At 55.3% G+C, this 24,056-nt stretch carries 3 protein-coding genes; 1 reads left to right on the forward strand and 2 read right to left on the reverse strand.

The features are described 5' to 3' along the window. Nucleotides 1–42: 42 nt before the first annotated feature. Together KNV97_RS09190 and KNV97_RS09195 are read right to left on the reverse strand one after the other, a co-directional pair. Nucleotides 43–672 carry an OmpA family protein gene (locus KNV97_RS09190; RefSeq protein WP_136483145.1) on the reverse strand — a complete coding sequence of 210 codons (630 nt, stop codon included), beginning with the start codon at nucleotides 670–672 and terminating at the stop codon, nucleotides 43–45. A gap of 1 nt (nucleotide 673) precedes the next feature. Then, nucleotides 674–1,987 carry a TolC family outer membrane protein gene (locus tag KNV97_RS09195; RefSeq protein WP_218562941.1) on the reverse strand — a complete coding sequence of 438 codons (1,314 nt, stop codon included), beginning with the start codon at nucleotides 1,985–1,987 and terminating at the stop codon, nucleotides 674–676. A 417-nt stretch (nucleotides 1,988–2,404) separates the two neighbouring features. Between KNV97_RS09195 and KNV97_RS09200 the strand changes: the two genes are divergently transcribed. Continuing rightward, nucleotides 2,405–23,731, forward strand: coding sequence for an Ig-like domain-containing protein (locus KNV97_RS09200; protein ID WP_218562942.1), 21,327 nt, complete (start codon nucleotides 2,405–2,407; stop codon nucleotides 23,729–23,731). Nucleotides 23,732–24,056 lie beyond the last annotated feature (325 nt).

The raw sequence follows: 24,056 nt of genomic DNA on the forward strand, positions 1-24,056 counted from the left end.
GGAAACTCAGGTCGTTTTCGTTACGGTTTAATCGGTAAGCGATTAAGAATTAGGTAAAGCAGTGAACACAGTCCACTCTTTCAGCATTTCGTCTTTCAGACCGACGACGGTCGCCGTTACGCGACGGTTCTGGGCGTGACTGACCTGGTCATCGCCATCAGCAACCAGAACCGTATCACCAAAACCGATCACACGAATGCGGTTCGGCGTAACACCATAACGAATCAACTGCATACGGACGGCTGCTGAACGACGCTCAGAGAGTGCCTGGTTATACTTGGCACTGCCGACTTTGCTCGCATAACCTTGTAGCTCAATTGAGGCTTCCGGATAAAGTTGTAGAAACTCCGCCATCTGACGAATCTGATCATCAAAAAGAGGGGCAATGGCAGAGGAATCGCTGGCAAACAGGATATGAAGTTTTTGCTGTTCAGAGCTGTTGATTTGCTTGCCACAACCGTCATTGTCGACTTGCGCACCTTGTGGGGTTTGCGGACATTTGTCACGGGCGTTAATGACACCATCATTGTCGTCGTCGAGCAAATCGGCACCTTGTTCTGCAACAGGTGTTGCCATGTAATCGTAAACGTCCGAACTTTCTTCTTGAGCGGCGTAGGCAGAATGCGCCAATGTCATACTCAAAACAGCAATCATCACATTTCGAATTGTCATATTAGTAATCCACCTTTTCCAGCCACTCTTTCGGAACATCGACGCGCAGAGCCGCCAGCAGACCGCCGGTTGCGTTCAGAACGCGGTATTTTGCGTATTGCTCTGAGTACTTCGCATCCAGATAATCGCGGCGAGCTTCGAACAGCTCATTTTCACTATTCAGCAAGTCGAGCAGGGTGCGCTGGCCAATCTGGTACTGCTTGCGATACGCCACAACGGTCTTTGATGTTGCGTCGACATGGTCGGCTAGGAACTCTTTCTGCTGCAGGGTAATATCCAGTGCGTTCCAGGACAGGCGCAGACCCTCTTCCACGGTACGGAAAATATTGGCACGTAAGTCTTTAGCGCGATTAAGCTGATAGGCGGCACTTTTTGTGTTCGCACTGTCGGTACCACCGTTGTAGAGGTTGTAGCGTAAACGCAGCATGGCGGTGGTTTCTTGCTGATTGCCGCGGTCACCGCCTGCATCATCCATCCAGCTTTGTGACGCTTCAAAAGAGAGGGTCGGAAAGTTAGGTGCTTTAGATTGTTGATACTGGAAGCGTGCAGCGTCGACGTCTGTCTGAGCCACTTTAATCACCGGATGCGATTGCTGTGCCTGCTCAAGAGCCTGGTCAACAGAGGCCGGTAAAGCTTCACTGTCTGCTCTCGGGAAGACCAACGCTTGTGGCTCTTGTCCTACCAAACGGTGAAACTGTGCCTGAGCATCAAGCAGGTTGTTTTGCGCAGCCAGCAGGTTGCTTTGTGCACGCGCCAGACGGGCTTCCACTTGGGTTACATCCGCCGTTGAGCCGATACCCGAATCCGCACGACGTTTAATGTCGCGGTAAATTTCCTTGTGTGTCGTCAGATTACTTTCCGACAGTGCAAGCACTTCATACGCCTGTGTCACATCCAGGTAGGTGTTCGCCACTTGCAGAGCCTTATCTGATGCATCGGCAAGTAACTGGTAGCGGTCCGCTTCTGCTTCTGCAGAGGTGCGGTCCATGTCGTTTAAGGTCGCTGAACCATCCCAGATAAGCTGGTTAAAAGTAAGAGTTAAGTCCTTACGGGTCAGGTCGGTGTCAGCGCTACCGCTTGATTCTGTCGGTCTGATCCCTTCGTAGCCGATGCCAGCATCCAAGTCGAGACTTGGCAGATAAGCCCCCGTAGCTGCACGTGAATCAGAAACACGAGCTTTAAACTGGTTAAAAGCGCTTTTTAACTCCGGATTGGTGGCAAGTGTCAGTGAAACTGCCTGCTCAAGTGTTTGAGCATATGCTGGACTGGACAGTGCAAGAGCACAGGCCAGAGCCTTTACGGAAAACCCTTTCAAAATCAAACTCCCATGTTGGGTTATTAACGATTGAAGCCAAAGCTTAATCCAGAATCGATCTTATTAATGAGACGCCGGGAAGGAGTGTCAATAAAGTGACTCAAAATTTCAGTTAGTTTTAAACTTGTTGCATATACAAGAAATTATGCATTGATAACTCACTAATTAGAAATGGATTTTATCGGTTAAGTACCCGAATTAAAAGCAAAGTATCGAATATGATCCCGTTTGAATTTTGTGTTGTATCAGCTTTGAGAATATCGGAAATGCGTCAAAAAAACGTTAACAGTACAACGTTTTAACCTTTGTTTAACTATGGATTAGTGCTAAATTTAACTGAATTTTTCCAGGATAAATGTATCGCACCAAGTTGCATACCTTGCGGTATATCATCTTCTATTATGTCCGAGGCTTTTTATGGGATTAAACTCTCTTGTCACTAGTGGAATTCTGTCTGCTAACCAAATGATTGTTATCGATCCGACTGGTAACGTCAGAATGGCGACCGTGGGTGAACGGCTACCACAGGGTACCGTTATTGTTCAAATCGGTAATGATGTGGATGATGACGCAGCGGTTCAAGCACAACTGGTTGATGCCAATAATATGCCTCAGGACATCACGGATGATGTGGCACAGATCTTTGCTGCACTAGAAGAGGGTCAGGACCCGACGCAGGTCGATGGCGATCTGGCTCCGGCTGCTGGTGGAGTGCTGAGTTCGGCAGTGACCGACTCAGCGACGATTGATCGTACTGACATTCAGATTATTGCCACAACGAACTTCGATACAACAGGACTGGAAAGTCTTGGCCTTTCACAAACGCAAAGTCTGGCGCTGACCAACTTAGTGGCTGCAGACGCTGCAGACATCACTCTGGCTGTTGCCGGCACCGTTACTGTTGACCCGATCGCAGATGACGGGGTTATCAACTTTGATGAAAGCGAATCAACCATCACTGTCAGTGGTGCCGCGACTGGAGGCGATATCTCTGAAGGTGATACGGTGAGCATGCTCATCAACGGTACGTCTTATACGACGACTGTAGATGCCGATGGTAACTGGTCAGTGGATGTGGCCGGTAGCGATCTTGCTAACGATACAGAGTTTGATGTCACCGTGACATCAAGCAATGCTGATGGAAGTACGGTTGAGTCTAGCGCGACCTCTACTCATACCGTGGATCTGTCTGCGGATCAGGGAACCGTAAGTATCAACCCAATCACCGACGACAACACCATCAACAGTGACGAAAGCACCGGCCGCGTGACCGTGTCAGGGACGGCAACCGGCGGCGATATTGCCGAAGGCGACAGTGTGTCGATGGTGATTAATGGCACGGAATACACCACCACCGTCAACGACGATGGCAGCTGGTCGGTCGACGTGGACGGCGACGATTTAGTGAATGACAGCGAGTTTGATGTCGTTGTGACCTCAACGGATGACGCTGGCAACACCGTGGCATCAAGCGCGACCGCTAATTCCAGCGTGGACCTGACCGCGGACGCGGGCACAGTGACGGTCAACCCAATCACCGACGACAACACTATTAACAGTGACGAAAGAACCGGCCGCGTGACCGTGTCAGGGACGGCAACCGGCGGCGATATTGCTGAAGGCGACAGTGTGTCGATGGCGATTAATGGCAGCGAATACCGCACCACCGTCAACGACGATGGTAGCTGGTCGGTCGATGTGGACGGCGACGATTTAGTGAATGGCAGCGAGTTTGATGTCGTCGTGATTTCTGACGATGAAGCCGGCAATACGGTGGAATCTAGTACGACCGCGAACTATGAAGTTGATCAAAGTGCGCCGGAAAATAATGACGGCAGCAACAGCATTAACTTTGTTGATGGCGGCGATGAGCTGCTGAGCCGCAGCGAAGCGAGCAGTGTGACGTTGACCGGTAAAGTGGAAGCGGATGCGACCGTGATGGGTATCACCATTACTGACGGCGACACCACGCTGACTGTAGCGGCGGCAGACATCACGGTTGACGCAGACGGCAATGTCTCTGTCATTGGCCAAAACTTGTCTGGCCTGAACGACGGTGAGCTGACCGTGACCATGAATGTGACTGACGCGGCCGGCAACCCGGGCGCGGTGACTGACACCACCCAACTGGATCAAAGCGCACCGGAAAATAACGATGGCAGCAACAGCATTAACTTTGTTGATGGCGGCGATGAACTGCTGAGCCGCAGCGAAGCGAGCAGCGTGACGTTGACCGGTAAAGTGGAAGCGGACGCGACCGTCACTGGCATCACCATCACCGACGGCGACACCATGCTGACTGTAGCGGCGGCAGACATCACCGTCGACGCAGACGGTAATGTCTCTGTCACAGGCCAGGATCTGTCCGACCTGAACGACGGCGAACTGACTGTGACCATGAGTGTCACCGACGCGGCCGGTAACCCGGGCGCGGTGACTGACACCACCAAACTGGATCAAAGCGCGCCCACCAACAACGATGGCAACAATAGCATCGCGTTCAACGATGGCGGCGATGAGCTGCTGAGCCGCAGCGAAGCGAGCAGTGTGGCGCTGACTGGTAAAGTCGAGGCGGACGCCACCGTGACCGGCATGACCATTACCGATGGCACGACCACATTGACGGTCAACAGCGATGACATCACGGTCGACGCAGACGGCAATGTCTCGGTCACAGGCCAGGACTTATCCGGCCTGAATGACGGCGAGCTGACCGTGACCATGAGCGTCACCGACGCGGCCGGCAACCCGGGCGCCGTGACCGACACGACCGAACTGGATCAAAGCGCACCGGAAAATAATGACGGCAGCAACAGCATTAACTTTGTTGATGGCGGCGATGAACTGCTGAGCCGCAGCCAAGCGAGCAGTGTGACGCTGACTGGTAAAGTGGAAGCGGATGCCACCGTGACCGGCATGACCATCACCGACGGGACGACCACATTGACGGTCGACAGCGATGACATCTCCGTCGACGCAGACGGCAATGTCTTGGTCATTGGCCAGGATCTATCCGGCCTGAATGACGGCGAGCTGACCGTGATCATGAATGTGACTGACGCCGCGGGCAATCCGGGCGCCGTGGCCGACACCACCGAACTGGATCAAAGTGCGCCCACCAACAACGATGGCAGCAATAGCATCGCGTTCAACGATGGCGGCGATGAGCTGCTGAGCCGCAGCGAAGCGACCAGCGTGACCCTGACAGGGAAAGTGGAAGCGGATGCGACGGTAACGGCGATCACCATCACCGACGGGACGACCACATTGACGGTCAACAGTGATGACATCACGGTCGACGCAGAAGGCAATGTGTCGGTCATTGGCCAGGACTTGTCCGGCCTGAATGACGGCGAGCTGACCGTGACCATGAGCGTCACCGACGCGGCCGGCAACCCGGGCGCCGTGACCGACACCACCCAACTGGATCAAAGTGCGCCCACCAACAACGATGGCAGCAACCGCATTGTGTTCGACGATGGCGGCGATGAATTGCTGAGCGGCAGCGAAGCGACCAGCGTGACGTTGACCGGTAAAGTGGAAGCGGATGCGACGGTAACGGCGATCACCATCACCGACGGGACGACCACATTAACGGTCGACAGCGATGACATCTCTGTCGACTCAGAAGGCAATGTCTCGGTCATTGGCCAGGATCTGTCGGCTCTCAACGACGGCGAGCTGACCGTGACCATGAATGTGACTGACGCGGCCGGTAACCCGGGCGCGGTGACCGACACCACTAAGCTGGACCAAAGCGCGCCCACCAACAACGATGGCAGCAATAGCATCGCGTTCGACGATGGCGGCGACGAGCTGCTGAGCCGCAGCGAAGCAAGCAGCGTGACGCTGACAGGGAAAGTGGAAGCGGACGCGACCGTGACTGACATCACCATCACTGATGGCGACACCACGCTGACGGTTAACGCCAGCGATATTAGTGTCGATGCAGACGGCAATGTCTCTGTCGCAGGCCAGGACTTGTCCGGCCTGAACGACGGCGAGCTGACGGTGACCATGACTGTCACCGACGCGGCCGGCAACCCGGGCGCCGTGACCGACACCACCGAACTGGATCAAAGTGCGCCCACCAACAACGATGGCAGCAACAGCATTAACTTTGTTGATGGCGGCGATGAGCTGCTGAGCCGCAGCGAAGCGAGCAGTGTGACGTTGACTGGTAAAGTGGAAGCGGACGCGACGGTAACGGGTATCACCATCACCGACGGTACAACCACATTGACGGTCAACAGTGATGACATCACCGTCGACGCAGACGGTAATGTCTCGGTGAGAGGCCAGGACTTGTCCGGCCTGAACGACGGCGAGCTGACCGTGACCATGAATGTGACCGACGCGGCCGGCAACCCGGGCGCGGTGACCGACACGACCGAACTGGATCAAAGTGCGCCCACCAACAACGATGGCAGCAACAGCATCGCGTTCGACGATGGCGGCGATGAACTGCTCAGCCGCAGCGAAGCAAGCAGCGTGACGTTGACCGGTAAAGTGGAAGCGGACGCGACGGTAACGGACATCAGCATCACCGACGGCGACACCACGCTGACTGTAGCGGCGGCAGACATCACCGTCGACGCAGACGGCAATGTCTCGGTGAGAGGCCAGGACTTGTCCGGTCTGAATGACGGCGAGCTGACCGTGACCATGAATGTGACCGACGCCGCCGGCAACCCGGGCGCCGTGACCGACACCACTAAGCTGGATCAAAGTGCGCCGGAAAATAATGACGGCAGCAACAGCATTAACTTTGTTGATGGCGGCGATGAGCTGCTGAGCCGCAGCGAAGCGACCAGCGTGACGTTGACTGGTAAAGTGGAAGCGGACGCGACGGTAACGGACATCAGCATCACCGACGGCGACACCACGCTGACTGTAGCGGCGGCAGACATCACCGTCGACGCAGACGGCAATGTCTCGGTGAGAGGCCAGGACTTGTCCGGTCTGAATGACGGCGAACTGACTGTGACCATGAGCGTCACCGACGCCGCGGGTAACCCGGGCACGGTGACCGACACGACTGAACTGGATCAAAGCGCACCGGAAAATAATGACGGCAGCAACCGCATTAACTTTGTTGATGGCGGCGATGAGCTGCTGAGCCGCAGCGAAGCAAGCAGCGTGACGTTGACCGGTAAAGTGGAAGCGGACGCGACGGTAACGGGCATCACCATCACCGACGGGACGATCACATTAACGGTCAACAGTGAGGACATCACGGTCGATGCAGACGGCAATGTCTCGGTGAGAGGCCAGGACTTGTCCGGCCTGAATGACGGCGAGCTGACCGTGACCATGAATGTGACCGACGCCGCGGGCAACCCGGGCGCGGTGACCGACACCACCCAACTGGATCAAAGCGCGCCAGCCAACAACGATGGCAGCAACAGCATTAACTTTGTTGATGGCGGCGATGAGCTGCTGAGCCGCAGCGAAGCGAGCAGCGTGACGTTGACCGGTAAAGTGGAAGCGGACGCGACGGTAACGGGCATCACCATTACGGACGGCGATACCACGCTGACTGTGGCGGCGGCAGACATCACCGTCGACGCAAACGGCAATGTCTCTGTCGCAGGCCAGGACTTATCCGGTCTGAACGACGGCGAGCTGACCGTGACCATGAATGTGACTGACGCCGCGGGCAACCCGGGCGCCGTGACCGACACGACCGAACTGGATCAAAGTGCACCGGAAAATAATGACGGCAGCAACAGCATTAACTTTGTTGATGGCGGCGATGAGCTGCTGAGCCGCAGCGAAGCGAGCAGCGTGACCCTGACCGGTAAAGTCGAAGCGGACGCGACGGTAACGGGCATCACCATCACCGACGGGACGATCACATTAACGGTCAACAGCGATGACATCACCGTCGATGCAGACGGCAATGTCTCTGTCGCAGGCCAAAACTTGTCTGGCCTGAATGACGGCGAGTTGACCGTGACCATGACTGTGACTGACGCGGCGGGTAACCCGGGCGCGGTCACCGACACGACCGAACTGGATCAACGTGCACCGGAAAATAATGACGGCAGCAACAGCATTAACTTTGTTGATGGCGGAGATGAGCTGCTGAGCCGCAGCGAAGCGAGCAGTGTGACGTTAACAGGTAAAGTGGAAGCGGATGCGACCGTCACTGGCATGACCATTACGGACGGCGACACCACGCTGACTGTGGCGGCAGCAGACATCACCGTCGATGCAGACGGCAATGTCTCGGTCAGTGGCCAGGACTTGTCCGGCCTGAACGACGGCGAGCTGACCGTGACCATGAATGTGACTGACGCGGCCGGTAACCCGGGCACGGTGACCGACACGACTGAACTGGATCAAAGCGCGCCAACCAACAACGATGGCCGCAATAGCATCGCGTTCAACGATGGCGGAGACGAGCTGCTGAGCCGCAGCGAAGCGAGCAGCGTGACGTTGACCGGTAAAGTGGAAGCGGACGCGACGGTCACTGGCATCACCATTACTGATGGCGACACCACGCTGACTGTGGCGGCGGCAGACATCTCCGTCGACGCAAACGGTAATGTCTCTGTTACAGGCCAGGACTTGTCCGGCCTGAACGACGGCGAGCTGATCGTGACCATGAATGTGACTGACGCGGCGGGCAACCCGGGCGCCGTGACCGACACGACCAAACTGGATCAAAGCGCTCCGGAAAATAATGACGGCAGCAACAGCATTAACTTTGTTGATGGCGGCGATGAGCTGCTGAGCCGCAGCGAAGCGACCAGCGTGACGCTGACTGGTAAAGTGGAAGCGGACGCGACGGTAACGGCGATCACCATTACTGACGGCGACACCACGCTGACTGTGGCGGCGGCAGACATCACGGTCGATGCAGACGGCAATGTGTCGGTCATTGGTCAAAACTTGTCTGGCCTGAACGACGGCGAACTGACTGTCACCATGAACGTCACCGATGCGGCGGGTAACCCGGGCACCGTGACCGACACGACTGAACTGGATCAAAGTGCGCCCACCAACAACGATGGCAGCAATAGCATCGCGTTCAACGATGGCGGCGATGAGCTGCTGAGCCGCAGCGAAGCGAGCAGCGTGACGCTGACCGGTAAAGTGGAAGCGGACGCCACCGTGACCGGTATGACCATTACCGATGGCACGACCACATTGACGGTCAACAGTGATGACATCACGGTCGACGCAGACGGCAATGTCTCGGTCACAGGCCAGGACTTGTCCGGTCTGAATGACGGCGAGCTGACCGTGACCATGAATGTGACCGACGCGGCCGGTAACCCGGGCGCCGTGATCGACACCACCAAGCTGGATCAAAGCGCGCCGGAAAATAATGACGGCAGCAACAGCATTAACTTTGTTGATGGCGGTGATGAGCTGCTGAGTAGCAGCGAAGCAAGCAGCGTGACGCTGACCGGTAAAGTGGAAGCGGACGCGACCGTGACCGGCATCACCATCACCGATGGGATGACCACATTAACGGTCGACAGCGATGACATCTCCGTCGACGCAGACGGCAATGTCTCTGTCGCAGGCCAGGACTTGTCCGGCCTGAATGACGGCGAGCTGACCGTGACCATGAATGTGACTGACGCCGCGGGCAACCCGGGCACCGTGACCGACACCACCCAGCTGGATCAAAGTGAGCCCACCAACAACGATGGCAGCAACAGCATTGCGTTCAACGATGGCGGTGATGAGCTGCTGAGTAGCAGCGAAGCAAGCAGCGTGACGTTGACCGGTAAAGTGGAAGCGGATGCGACGGTAACGGGCATCACCATCACTGATGGCGACACCACGCTGACGGTTAACGCCAGCGATATTAGTGTCGATACAGAAGGCAATGTCTCGGTCGCAGGCCAAAACTTGTCTGGCCTGAATGACGGTGAGCTGACCGTGACCATGAATGTGACTGACGCCGCGGGCAACCCGGGCACCGTGACCGACACGACCGAACTGGATCAAAGCGCACCAACCAACAACGATGGCAGCAACCGCATTAACTTTGTTGATGGTGGCGACGAACTGCTGAGCCGCAGCGAAGCGACCAGCGTGACCCTGACCGGTAAAGTGGAAGCGGATGCGACCGTCACTGGCATCACCATTACTGACGGCGACACGACGCTGACGGTTAACGCCAGCGATATTAGTGTGGATGCAGACGGCAATGTGTCTGTGAGTGGCCAAAACTTGTCTGGCCTGAACGACGGTGAGCTGACCGTGACCATGAATGTGACTGACGCAGCGGGCAACCCGGGCTTGGTCACCGACACCACCGAACTGGATCAAAGCGCGCCAACCAACAACGATGGCGACAACAGTATTGCGTTCAACGATGGCGGCGATGAGCTGCTGAGTAGCAGCGAAGCCAGCAGCGTGACGTTGACCGGTAAAGTGGAAGCGGACGCGACGGTAACGGGCATCAGCATCACCGACGGCGACACCACGCTGACGGTTAACGCCAGCGATATTAGTGTCGATACAGACGGCAATGTATCGGTCACAGGCCAAAACTTGTCTGGTCTGAACGACGGCGAACTGACCGTGACCATGAATGTGACTGACGCGGCCGGCAACCCGGGCGCGGTGACTGACACCACCCAACTGGATCAAAGCGCACCCACCAACAACGATGGCAGCAATAGCATCGCGTTCGACGATGGCGGCGATGAACTGCTGAGCCGCAGCGAAGCGACCAGCGTGACGCTGACTGGTAAAGTGGAAGCGGACGCGACCGTGACCGGCATCACCATCACCGACGGGACGACCACATTGACGGTCGACAGCGATGACATCTCCGTCGACGCAGACGGCAATGTCTCTGTTATTGGCCAGGATCTGTCGGCTCTCAATGACGGCGAGCTGATCGTGACCATGAATGTGACCGACGCCGCGGGTAACCCGGGCGCCGTGACCGACACCACCGAGCTGGATCAAAGTGCGCCCACCAACAACGATGGCAGCAACAGTATTAACTTTGTTGATGGCGGCGATGAACTGCTGAGCCGCAGCGAAGCGACCAGCGTGACCCTGACAGGGAAAGTGGAAGCGGACGCGACGGTAACGGGCATCACCATCACCGACGGGGCGAGCACATTGACGGTTAACAGTGATGACATCACCGTCGACGCAGACGGTAATGTCTCAGTGAGTGGCCAGGATCTGTCCACTCTCAACGACGGCGAGCTGACCGTGACCATGAATGTGACCGACGCCGCGGGTAACCCGGGCGCCGTGACCGACACCACTAAGCTGGATCAAAGCGCACCGGAAAATAATGACGGCAGCAACAGCATCGCGTTCAACGATGGCGGCGATGAGCTGCTGAGTAGCAGCGAAGCGACCAGCGTGACGCTGACCGGTAAAGTGGAAGCGGACGCGACGGTGAATGGCATCAACATCACTGATGGCGACACCACGCTGACGGTTAACGCCAGCGATATTAGTGTGGATGCAGACGGCAATGTCTCAGTGAGTGGCCAGGATCTGTCCGCTCTCAACGACGGCGAGCTGACGGTGACCATGAATGTGACCGACGCCGCGGGTAACCCGGGCTCAGTCACCGACACCACCAAACTGGATCAAAGTGCGCCCACCAACAACGATGGCAGCAACAGCATTAACTTTGTTGATGGCGGCGATGAACTGCTGAGCCGCAGCGAAGCGACCAGCGTGACGTTGACCGGTAAAGTGGAAGTGGACGCGACCGTCACTGGCATCACCATTACTGACGGCGACACCACGCTGACGGTTAACGCCAGCGATATTAGTGTCGATGCAGACGGCAATGTCTCTGTGGCAGGCCAAAACTTGTCTGGCCTGAACGATGGCGAGCTGACTGTGGCCATGAATGTGACCGACGCCGCAGGCAACCCGGGCGCCGTGACCGATACCACCCAGCTGGATCAAAGTGCGCCGGAAAATAACGATGGCAGCAACAGCATTAACTTTGTTGATGGCGGCGATGAACTGCTGAGCCGCAGCGAAGCGACCAGCGTGACGTTGACCGGTAAAGTGGAAGCGGACGCGACGATCACCGGTATGACCATTACTGACGGCGACACCACGCTGACGGTTAACGCCAGCGATATTAGTGTGGATGCAGACGGCAATGTGTCGGTCATTGGCCAGGACTTATCCGGCCTGAACGACGGCGAGCTGACCGTGACCATGAATGTGACTGACGCGGCCGGCAACCCGGGCTCCGTGACCGACACGACCGAACTGGATCAACGTGCGCCGGAAAATAATGACGGCAGCAACAGCATTAACTTTGTTGATGGCGGCGACGAGCTGCTGAGCAGCAGCGAAGCGACCAGCGTGACCCTGATAGGTAAAGTCGAGGCGGATGCCACCGTGACCGGCATGACCATCACCGACGGGACGACCACATTGACGGTCAACAGTGATGACATCTCCGTCGACGCAGAAGGCATTGTCTCTGTCGCAGGCCAAAACTTGTCCGGCCTGAACGACGGCGAGCTGACCGTGACCATGAATGTGACCGACGCCGCCGGCAACCCGGGCATCGTGACCGACACCACCAAGCTGGATCAAAGTGCGCCCACCAACAACGATGGCAGCAACCGCATTAACTTTGTTGATGGCGGCGATGAATTGCTGAGTAGCAGCGAAGCGACCAGCGTGACGTTGACCGGTAAAGTGGAAGCGGGCGCGACGGTGACGGGCATCACCATCACCGACGGGACGATCACATTAACGGTCAACAGCGATGACATTACCGTCGATGCAGACGGCAATGTCTCTGTCACAGGCCAGGATCTGTCCGACCTGAACGACGGCGAACTGACCGTGACCATGAGTGTCACCGACGCGGCCGGTAACCCGGGCGCCGTGACCGACACCACCCAACTGGATCAAAGTGCGCCCAACAACAACGATGGCAGCAACAGCATTAACTTTGTTGATGGCGGCGATGAGCTGCTGAGCCGCAGCGAAGCAAGCAGCGTGACGTTGACCGGTAAAGTGGAAGCGGACGCGACAGTAACGGGCATCACCATTACGGACGGCGACACCACGCTGACTGTAGCGGCGGCAGACATCACGGTCGACGCAGACGGTAATGTCTCTGTTATTGGCCAGGATCTGTCGGCTCTCAATGACGGCGAGCTGACCGTGACCATGAATGTGACCGACGTCGCGGGCAACCCGGGCGCCGTGACCGACACCACCGAGCTGGATCAAAGTGCGCCAACCAACAACGATGGCAGCAACAGCATTAACTTTGTTGATGGCGGCGATGAGCTGCTGAGTAGCAGCGAAGCAAGCAGCGTGACGTTGACCGGTAAAGTGGAAGCGGACGCGACCGTGACCGGCATTACCATCACCGATGGGATGACCACATTAACGGTCGACAGCGATGACATCACGGTCGACGCAGACGGCAATGTGTCTGTGAGTGGCCAAAACTTGTCTGGCCTGAACGACGGTGAGCTGACCGTGACCATGAATGTGACTGACGCTGCAGGCAACCCGGGCGCCGTGACCGACACCACCGAACTGGATCAAAGCGCACCGGAAAATAATGACGGCAGCAACAGCATTAACTTTGTTGATGGCGGCGATGAACTGCTGAGCCGCAGCGAAGCGAGCAGTGTGACGTTGACCGGTAAAGTGGAAGCGGACGCGACCGTCACTGGCATCACCATCACCGATGGCACGACCACATTGACGGTCAACAGTGATGACATCACGGTCGACGCAGACGGCATTGTCTCTGTCGCAGGCCAGGACTTATCCGGCCTGAACGACGGCGAACTGACCGTGACCATGAACGTCACCGACGCCGCGGGCAACCCGGGCGCGCTCACCGACACCACCAAACTGGATCAAAGCGCACCGGAAAATAATGACGGCAGCAACAGCATTAACTTTGTTGATGGCGGCGATGAACTGCTGAGCCGCAGCGAAGCGACCAGTGTGACGTTGACCGGTAAAGTGGAAGCGGACGCGACCGTCACTGGCATCACCATCACCGATGGCACGACCACATTGACGGTCAACAGTAATGACATCACGGTCGACGCAGACGGCAATGTCTCTGTCATTGGCCAGGACTTGTCCGGCCTTAACGACGGCGAGCTGACCGTGATCTTGAATGTGACTGACGCGGCCGGTAACCCGGGCGCCGTGACCGATACCACCCAGCTGGATCAAAGTGCGCCCATCAACAACGATGGCAGCAATAGCATCGCGTTCAACGATGGCGGCGATGAACTGCTGAGCCGCAGCGAAGCAAGCAGCGTGACGTTGACCGGTAAAGTGGAAGCGGATGCGACGGTAACGGCGATCACCATCACCGACGGGACGACCACATTAACGGTCGACAGCGATGACATCTCTGTCGACTCAGAAGGCAATGTCTCTGTGGCAGGCCAGGACTTGTCCGGCCTGAATGACGGTGAGCTGACCGTGACCATGAATGTGACCGACGCGGCGGGCAACCCGGGCGCCGTGACTGACACCACCGAACTGGATCAAAGCGCACCGGAAAATAATGACGGCAGCAACAGCATTAACTTTGTTGATGGTGGCGACGAACTGCTGAGCCGCAGCGAAGCGACCAGCGTGACGCTGACTGGTAAAGTGGAAGCGGACGCGACGGTAACGGCGATCACCATTACTGACGGCGACACCACGCTGACTGTGGCGGCGGCAGACATCACGGTCGATGCAGACGGCAATGTGTCGGTCATTGGTCAAAACTTGTCTGGCCTGAACGACGGCGAACTGACTGTCACCATGAACGTCACCGACGCGGCCGGTAACCCGGGCGCGGTGACCGACACCACCCAACTGGATCAAAGCGCACCGGAAAATAATGACGGCAGCAACCGCATTAACTTTGTTGATGGCGGTGATGAGCTGCTGAGTAGCAGCGAAGCAAGCAGCGTGACGCTGACCGGTAAAGTGGAAGCGGACGCGACGGTGACGGGCATCACCATCACCGACGGGACGATCACATTAACGGTCAACAGCGATGACATCACCGTCGATGCAGACGGCAATGTCTCTGTCGCAGGCCAAAACTTGTCTGGCCTGAATGACGGCGAGCTGACCGTGACCATGACTGTGACTGACGCGGCCGGTAACCCGGGCGCCGTGACCGACACCACTAAGCTGGATCAAAGTGCGCCGGAAAATAACGATGGTGACAACAGCATCGCGTTCAACGATGGCGGCGACGAGCTGCTGAGCCGCAGTGAAGCGACCAGCGTGACCCTGACAGGGAAAGTGGAAGCGGACGCGACGGTCACTGGCATGACCATTACGGACGGCGACACCACGCTGACTGTGGCGGCGGCAGACATCACGGTCGACGCAGACGGCAATGTCTCAGTGAGTGGCCAGGACTTGTCCGGCCTGAATGACGGCGAGCTGACCGTGACCATGAGTGTGACCGACGCGGCCGGTAACCCGGGCGCGGTGACCGACACCACCCAACTGGATCAAAGCGCACCGGAAAATAATGACGGCAGCAACCGCATTAACTTTGTTGATGGCGGTGATGAGCTGCTGAGTAGCAGCGAAGCAAGCAGCGTGACGCTGACCGGTAAAGTGGAAGCGGACGCGACGGTGACGGGCATCACCATCACCGACGGGACGATCACATTAACGGTCAACAGCGATGACATCACCGTCGATGCAGACGGCAATGTCTCTGTCGCAGGCCAAAACTTGTCTGGCCTGAATGACGGCGAGCTGACCGTGACCATGACTGTGACTGACGCGGCCGGTAACCCGGGCGCCGTGACCGACACCACTAAGCTGGATCAAAGTGCGCCGGAAAATAACGATGGTGACAACAGCATCGCGTTCAACGATGGCGGCGACGAGCTGCTGAGCCGCAGTGAAGCGACCAGCGTGACCCTGACAGGGAAAGTGGAAGCGGACGCGACGGTCACTGGCATGACCATTACGGACGGCGACACCACGCTGACTGTGGCGGCGGCAGACATCACGGTCGACGCAGACGGCAATGTCTCAGTGAGTGGCCAGGACTTGTCCGGCCTGAATGACGGCGAGCTGACCGTGACCATGAGTGTGACCGACGCGGCCGGCAACCCGGGCGCCGTGACCGACACGACCGAACTGGATCAAAGCGCACCGGAAAATAATGACGGCAGCAACAGCATTAACTTTGTTGATGGCGGTGATGAGCTGCTGAGTAGCAGCGAAGCAAGCAGCGTGACGCTGACCGGTAAAGTGGAAGCGGACGCGACCGTGACCGGTATGACCATCACCGACGGGACGACCACATTGACGGTCAACAGTAATGACATCACGGTCGACGCAGACGGTAATGTCTCTGTTATTGGCCAGGATCTGTCGGCTCTCAATGACGGCGAGCTGACCGTGACCATGAATGTGACCGACGTCGCGGGCAACCCGGGCGCCGTGACCGACACCACCGAGCTGGATCAAAGTGCGCCCACCAACAACGATGGCAGTAATAGCATCGCGTTCAACGATGGCGGCGATGAACTGCTGAGCCGCAGCGAAGCGATCAGCGTGACGTTGACCGGTAAAGTGGAAGCGGACGCGACCGTGACCGGCATCACCATCACCGACGGGACGACCACATTAACGGTCGACAGCGATGACATCACCGTCGACGCAGACGGCAATGTCTCTGTCACAGGCCAGGACTTGTCCGGCCTGAACGACGGCGAACTGACGGTGACCATGAGTGTCACCGACGCGGCCGGTAACCCGGGCGCCGTGACCGACACGACCGAACTGGATCAAAGCGCACCGGAAAATAATGACGGCAGCAACAGCATTAACTTTGTTGATGGCGGCGATGAGCTGCTGAGCCGCAGCGAAGCGACCAGCGTGACGCTGACTGGTAAAGTGGAAGCGGATGCCACCGTGACCGGCATGACCATCACCGACGGGACAACCACATTGACGGTTAACAGTGATGACATCACGGTCGACGCAGACGGCAATGTCTCAGTGACTGGCCAGGATCTGTCCGGCTTAAATGATGGCGAGCTGACTGTGACCATGAATGTGACTGACGCAGCGGGCAACCCGGGCTTGGTCACCGACACCAGCGAACTGGATCAAAGTGCGCCGGAAAATAACGATGGTGACAACAGCATCGCGTTCGACGATGGCGGCGATGAACTGCTGAGCCGCAGCGAAGCGACCAGTGTGACGTTGAGCGGTAAGGTGGAAGCGGACGCGACCGTGACCGGCATCACCATCACCGACGGGACGACCACATTAACGGTCGACAGCGATGACATCTCTGTCGACGCAGACGGCAATGTCTCGGTTGCAGGCCAGGACTTGTCCGGCCTGAATGACGGCGAGCTGACGGTGACCATGACTGTGACCGACGCCGCGGGTAACCCGGGCGCGGTGACCGACACCACCGAGCTGGATCAAAGTGCGCCCACCAACAACGATGGCAGCAACAGCATTAACTTTGTTGATGGCGGCGATGAACTGCTCAGCCGCAGCGAAGCGACCAGCGTGACGCTGACTGGTAAAGTGGAAGCGGACGCGACCGTGACCGGCATCACCATCACCGACGGGACGACCACATTGACGGTCAACAGTAATGACATCACCGTCGACGCAGACGGTAATGTCTCTGTCACAGGCCAGGATCTGTCCGACCTGAACGACGGCGAACTGACTGTGACCATGAGTGTCACCGACGCGGCCGGTAACCCGGGCGCCGTGACCGACACCACTAAGCTGGACCAAAGCGCGCCCACCAACAACGATGGCAGCAACAGCATTAACTTTGTTGATGGCGGCGATGAACTGCTGAGCCGCAGCGAAGCGAGCAGCGTGACGCTGACTGGTAAAGTGGAAGCGGATGCGACCGTGACTGGCATCACCATTACTGACGGCGACACGACGCTGACGGTCAACGCCAGCGATATTAGTGTGGATGCAGACGGCAATGTGTCTGTGAGTGGCCAAAACTTGTCTGGCCTGAACGACGGTGAGCTGACCGTGACCATGAATGTGACTGACGCGGCCGGCAACCCGGGCGCGGTGACTGACACCACCGAACTGGATCAAAGTGCGCCCACCAACAACGATGGCGACAACAGTATTGCGTTCAACGATGGCGGTGATGAGCTGCTGAGTAGCAGCGAAGCGAGCAGCGTGACGCTGACCGGTAAAGTGGAAGCGGACGCGACCGTCACGGGCATCACCATCACCGACGGCGACACCACGCTGACTGTGGCGGCGGCAGACATCACGGTCGACGCAAACGGCAATGTCTCTGTCACAGGCCAGGACTTATCCGGTCTGAATGACGGCGAGCTGACCGTGACCATGAATGTGACTGACGCCGCGGGTAACCCGGGTGCCGTGACCGACACCACCGAGCTGGATCAGACCGGTCCTTCTCCAATAGCTAACAGCATTGTGTTTGAAGACGGCGGCGATAACTTCGTCAACAGTGATGAAGCGAGCAGCGTCGACCTGAGCGGTGAAGTGGAAGCGGGCCACCGCGTGAGCCGCATAGTAATCAGTGATGGTAATGCTGAGCACGATATCGTAGTGGCTGACGAAGACATCTTGGTGGCTGCGGACGGCACGGTGACCGTGGCGGATCAGGATTTATCCGGATTCAACGAAGGCACACTGACCGTCACCATGACCGTGGTCGACCCGGCGGGCAATGACCTGGCGGTGACGGATACCACGGTGCTGGATCTGACTTTTGCTACTGCAGGTAACGCTACAAACGATGATGCGGTAACTAAAGAGGATACCGCGATAACGGTTGACGTTTTGGCGAACGATTCTGACTCCACTTACAGCGGAGAGCTGACTTTGGTTGCCGGATCTGTCTCTTTGGCAGAAGGCTTTGAAAATGCAGGTACAGTGGCAATTGTTAACAACCAGATTGTCTTTACACCGGCAAATAACTTCAGTGGTGAAGATATCGTCGTGAATTACACCGCGATGGATGCTGAAGGCAATACTGCTAATGCGACACTGACTTTGGATGTTACACCAGTTGCAGATGCGCCTAAATTTGAAGACTCTGCTGTCAATTCGAATCCGGGAGATGGTCTGACTATAGAGACCTGGACCGGAGTTTATCCAGAAGATTCTCAAGGTAACTGGGATGGCTCAGGTGTCTCTGCTGATCGACTGGAAGCTGTGGTGCGTGCTTATGTGAGTGGAAGTGCTACCGCTGATAGTTATAACTCTTCAACCATTCAGACCGTGACAGGAAGTACCTACAGTGGTCAGGGGACATTAACGGTTATTTCCGGGTTCATTTATCTTGAGGCGAATACAGTGTATGCCTTTGGTGGTCAAGCCGATGACAGCCTGTATGTGAAAGTCGGAAGTGATATCGACGCTTCGGCAACGTGGGGAACTGGGGCACAAGTTTCAGGTGATACGGTGACGGTGGAAGAGTCCGGCTACTATCCAATTGAAATCGCGCATCACAATGAACACGCTGATGGCTCTTATGAGGTTAATATTACCGCGAATGGTGTTACATCGAGCTTAAGTACTGAGCACTTCTCGCTGTTTAGCGATATGGATGCCATTGTTGCATCTGGTATTCGTTTAGCCGGGACCGTCAGCGACGAACAAGGGAACCTGGATCACTACATTGCCTATTTAGTTAACGAGGGCGATGAAGACACAAGTATTCCATTGACGTCATTCACTGTAGATGTGACAGATGACTCTGAAACTATCACCGAGGTGACTGTAACCGGAGCTCCGGTCGGAACGGTACTCACTGACGGGACCAATACGATTACTTTTGTCACTGAAGGTCAGGTGATTTCAGTTAAAGATTTTGACTTTGAAAACATGTCACTGACGCCTCCGCAAGATTTTAACGGCACGATCAATCTAACCTTAACCGCCACTTCGACAGAAGGGGAACTGGCTGCGGTTGAGTCAGAACAGAGTGCTACAGCGACAAAACAGATCAGCGTTGAAGTGCATTCGGTAAATGATGCGCCAGAGTTGGAAAATATCACCTCTGTTTCGGTATCTGAAGAGGGACTTCCGGGCGGCAACCCTGATACTAATGGATCTGTTGATACTACAGACAACAAACAAGCGAGCGGAACATTCGATGTCAGTGATGCTGATGGCGATGCTCTGGTACTGTCACTATCCAGTTCTGCGAGTTTGACCAGCGGTGGCGAAGACGTTGTCTGGCTTTGGGATACTGATAGCAACACCTTAATTGGTTATGTTGGTGAAATTGGTGGTGACGATTATCAGTCTGTGGTGACGGTAACTCTGACCGAGCCACAAGCGGGTTCAACCCAATGGAGCTATAGTGTTGAATTACAGGCACCGCTTGATCATCCTGATACCAATTCAGAAGACGTTGTTGATTTTAATGTGACATTGGCAGTCTCAGACGGGCAAACTGTAACGCAAGGCACTATCAATATTGCGGTTGAGGATGACTCACCGATTGCAGGGTACAGCCCGTCACAGGCACTAACTATCAACAATATTCCGGATATTCTGGTTGGTGAATTTAATCTGAGTAATTACAGCCCTGCGGCTAATCAGGGATTCACTATCAGCGCGAAAAGTTTTGCTTCGGACAATGATTTGACCTTGGTCGATGGCACGGTTACTTCGTCCCATGAAGGTATTGGTGTTAGTGGTCCATCGCCTTATCACCGTTTAGATAATGAAGTGGATTATCGTGAGCTTGGTGGTGAAGGTGCATCGGAAGAGATCATCATTACGCTGGACGAGGGCACGGTTGCGTACGGCTTTAATGTAGATTTCGGTTATTTCTATGGTGGTGAAAAAGAGTCGGGTGAAGTTGAGTTCTGGCGTGATGGGGTACTGATTTCGACTCAGTCCTTTGAATCTGAAGATGACGGTGGTAATCAGTCAGCAGATTTTGTCCTTGCTAAAGATGGTGGCTTTGACAAAGTGGTTATCCGGGCCACGGACAATGGAGTTGGTAACCACAGCGACAACAGCGATTTCACCATTAAGTCGATAGAGTTTCTTGGCTCAGATACGACCGAACCTCAATCGATTGCTTATGGAAGCGGACAGGTTGATGTTGATTGGGGGGCTGATGGTGCAGGTTCTATCTCGTTGGGCTTTAATGATGCGGATTGGGTGAATTCTTCAAATGTAACCATCGTCACGAATGGAAACCGGACCAACACTATTACAGGCGAAGGCATTGATGGCTCATTAGTATTCCGATTGGAATTCACGCCGGCAACAGGACAATGGGAGTTCTATCAGTATCAGGCAATGTCGGCCACTGATGGTGACACAGATATTAATTTCACTGTCTATGCCACAGATGGTGATGGTGATATTACGCTTGGCGGCTTTGCTGTTACTCCGCTAACACCTCCCACAGTCAGTAATCTGATGCTGACTGTCTCGGAAGAAGGTCTGGACATCGGTATTGCGGATTCTTCATTGGATCAGCCAAACCATGGCACCACTGATTCTGTCACGGATGAAGGTGATGTTACGTTTACTGGTCAAGGGACATTGTCACTTGGTAAACCGGATGAGAGTCTAACGTCCAATGGACATACGATTCACTGGCAGTTGTCGACCGATGGTCAGACTCTGAGCGGCTCAGCAAACGGCTCTCAGGTGATTGAAGTCGTGGTGGACAGTGATGGGCACGTAAGCACCAAACTATTCGGAGCGATTGACCATCCTCAGGGGGCAGACAGTCTGACTGTTAATGTGCCGGTTACTGCGACAAACGGTGTTGGCTCAACTTCGGGTAACATTGCGGTTGTGATTGAAGATGATGCGCCGGTAGCACAGGAAATCGTTCAGGTAGCAGAATCAGAAGTGAAGCAGGGTGCGAACGTTCAGTTAATGCTTGATTTGTCCGGCTCGATGGCGGGAGAGCGTCTTACTGTGATGAAAGCGTCTGTGACCGAGCTTCTTCATCAATATGAGCAACTAGGTGAGACGCGTGTACAGCTCATCACATTTAATGACAGTGCAAAAGTAGAATCTGAGTCGTATGGAAAGGGACAACACAAATACACGACCTACTGGCTGAGCGTTGACGAGGCTTTGGAAAAAATCAGTAAATTGGGGACCGGTGGTCAAACCGATTACGATGATGCTTTAGATAAAGCAGAGCGTTTTTGGGCAAGTTCTGGACGTTTGGACAATGCAACCAACGTAAGTTATTTTCTGTCTGATGGAGAACCAACAGGTGAGGATCGCCACTGGCTTGATCTATTCCGTTTTTTTGATAATCCGAACGCAATTAGCGTGAGCGAGGCTAATCAATGGACTGACTATCTGACAGCCAACAAGATAACAAGCCATGCCTACGGTATCGGCACAGACTTAAATACCAATCAGCTCAACTTGGTCGCTTATGATGGGTTTACATCAAGCAATACTGATGCCATTACGGTGGCGGATGTATCACAACTGCCGCCGGTTATGCTGCAATCAGTGATTAAGCCGATTGAAGGGTCGGTGGTCAGCAGTGGAAATGGTGCAGGGTTTGGTGCCGACGGTGGCTTGGTTAGCGCAATATCGATTAATGGTGTTACGTTTAGTTTTGATGGTTCTACTGTGCAGCAATCCGCCTATTCATCTGATGTATCGGCGGTGATTAACTACCACACTAATGTGTTATCCATCTATATCGATAATAAGCACTCACTGGTGATAGACCTCGACGACGGCAGCTACCGTTTCTATGGTGCGGCAGACGAGACACCGCAGCGCATCGAGTTTGGTTATACTCTGACCGATAACGATGGAGATTCCAGCTCCAGCACCATGACGTTTGTTACCGGTTATGACATCAACTCCACGCTTGATGCTGTTGATACCGTACATGTATACAATGATGGCGATTCGGTCCAATGGTCTTCGGTTCCTGTGGATATCGCGAGTACATCCAGCAGTGTTGACTACAGTGAAAATGGCCTTGTAGTAAACGTCGGTGCCGGTGGTGATGATGTGTTCCTTGGCGATGGTGATGACGTTATCTTGCTTGGTGACAGCCATATTGAAGGTCTGGATGACAATGCCACTGCTGCACAGAAGCAAGCAGCTGCCCAGGAAGTCATGGAGGCCTTTGGTTCGGGTCATGACAGTGATTGGCTGGTCGATGCTGATGATGAAGACAGTGCACTGAATATAAGCGCAGCAAGTAATGCCTATGTGGATATTGCGCACGGCGGCGGCGGTGATGACTACATCTATGGCGAAGGTGGTGTCGATCTTATCTTCGGCGGCTCTGGTAATGATCATCTGTTCGGTGGTGACGGCAACGATACCTTACGTGGCGGCACGGGCGATGACGTACTTAACGGCGGCGCCGGTGATGACATCCTGGTGGGTGGTCTGGGTAACGATATCCTGACCGGTGGCGAAGGTAATGACCTGTTTGTGTTTGATGGCGAGTTCCAGAATGACCATGAATACAAACACCAGATGGATGTGATTACTGATTTCCACCAGGGTGACAAGCTGGATCTGTCACTGATGATGGAAGATCTGGGAAGTGATTCGATGGAAGATCTGCTGGCACACGTTAATGTCAAAGTGGAAGACAACGACATAGAACTGACGTTTGAAACCGGTACGGGTGAAGACAGTCACAGCCAGTCTATCGTGTTGAGTGGAAGTGCGAGTCAGTTTGGTCTTAACGACCAGTCGAGTAGCTCGGATATCACTAGCATGCTGCTGAGCGATATCATTAAGCACGATCCAACAAACAGCTAGTACTGTTCAGGTAAGTATGTAAAGGTTCGGCACATATTCCCGGCTTCGGCCGGGTTTATGGCCGAATTTTTTTGTTTGTGGATGCTCACTCTGGATTGATTGGTCTCTGCGTTTGTTTCAGCTCCACCTGCTGCAATCGATGAGGTGATTGCTCTTGAGTGCTAATTGGTGAGTCACTGCTGGTTATCTTTCTGTTGTGACATTTACCGTTTGTTTCTCACCTAGTTCAAATTTTTCGAATATCTAAGCCAATCCTTCCCGGTTATTTCCCGATTTCGCCTATCTATAATGGTCTTAATTAAGAGTCAAAAACATTTTAACGAGG

Source organism: Vibrio ostreae (assembly GCF_019226825.1).
Lineage (GTDB): Bacteria > Pseudomonadota > Gammaproteobacteria > Enterobacterales > Vibrionaceae > Vibrio > Vibrio ostreae.